The 1,400-nt window shown below is 57.8% G+C and carries 1 protein-coding gene; it reads right to left on the reverse strand.

The annotated features are described in order from the left end of the window. Positions 1–185 precede the first annotated feature (185 nt). Positions 186–1,352, reverse strand: a complete 1,167-nt coding sequence (locus NDI65_RS22120; protein WP_310894440.1) for an ISH3 family transposase — start codon at positions 1,350–1,352, stop codon at positions 186–188. Between the last annotated feature and the right edge of the window lie 48 nt (positions 1,353–1,400).

The raw sequence follows: 1,400 nt of genomic DNA on the forward strand, positions 1-1,400 counted from the left end.
TCAGTACCTCACAAAGCATCCTCGGCTAGCTGTTTCTGAAGCCTGAGTTCTGTCTCAGAGCGGTTACACTGACGGTCTCAACGAGAGAACCTTGGACGAACCGACCGAGAGGCGTCGCTGTCGGCGGCGATTCGCCGCCGACGCGACAGCGTCGCCACTCCCGCTGAAGGCTGTCTGGGTGGTGATTACCGGCTAAACCGGTCGTCTGGTGGTCGGTTTGCGGGGACGGCCCGACGCACCGCGAGGGCCGTCCACGCTGCCCGTCGAATCATGTTGATGAACTCCTTGAACGACCACTCCCAGAGGCGACGCTCCCCACGGCGGGGCGTCGCCACGTACTCCCAATGCAAATACCGCCAGACGTTCTGTAACAGCAAGCTCACCACGACGTATAACAGCCGTACGACCGGATTTTGAGTCGAGGTTGTCGCAATACTTTGTTCGGAGAGTCGATAGCTCGCCTCGATACCGAAGCGTTTCGCGTAGTGGTATCGAGCATCGCGTGGTGTGTCGATGAACGGCGCGTCAGCGGCGTAGCCGTGACGCGCCACTCCATGCTCATCATACCGCCCATTCTGGTAGGTACAGTCGATGTAGACGGGAAACTCGACGGTCCAGCTGTGACCGTCGAGTTTCGCCGTCAGACTGTGCTGAATCACGCGACTCCAGCCTTCCGTGAGTTCTTGCTTGATCGCCTTTCCCCAGCGGACAATTGGCATGACGTAGGCGTGGTTGTGCGTCTGAAGCAGCGTCAAACACTTGCTGTCGTAGAATTCGCGGTCAAGATAGACGGCCTTGACCTCAACGTCAAGGCCGTCAAGGAGGCCGAGAAACTCTGCGAGGACACTGCTGGCGGTGTCGCCGTCTTCGAGACGGCGCACCGCCAGGGTGTAGCGTTTGTTCTTCACACGCGCGTAGAGTGTGGCGTAGGCGTGGAAGGCGGTGGTTCCACGCTTTGCTTGGGAGTGATAGAGACCATCCGTGTCGTCTTCGTCACCATAGTAGGGCCGCAGGTGGAGGTCTGCGCAGACCTCCACCTGCTCGGGAAGGACGTCGAAAACGTCCTTCTGGAGAAGCGTGTTGCCAACTCGTTGGAGTTGGTCCAGTTCAAACTTCGTTCGGAGATGGTAGAGGATCGTGTTTGCGGGAGGCGCGTCTTCACTGTTTTCGCAGAGCGTGGAGACGGAGGTCCCGTCGGTGCATGCACCGACGAGGACCTCGTAGATGTCCTCTGCATCGATTTTAGCGTTGTTGGCGAGATTCAGAGAAACTTCCTCGTCAAGTCGGTTGACGAGGAAGTTAAGGAGCTGGTCCTCGTGGATTTCACTGTCTGCTTGCTTGGTATTAGACACACCTTCTGCAAGCAGACGTCTCAACTAACCGGCTTTGTGATGTACTGA

Origin of the sequence: Haloferax sp. S2CR25 (assembly GCF_031624535.1) — an archaeon.
Classification (GTDB): domain Archaea; phylum Halobacteriota; class Halobacteria; order Halobacteriales; family Haloferacaceae; genus Haloferax; species Haloferax massiliensis.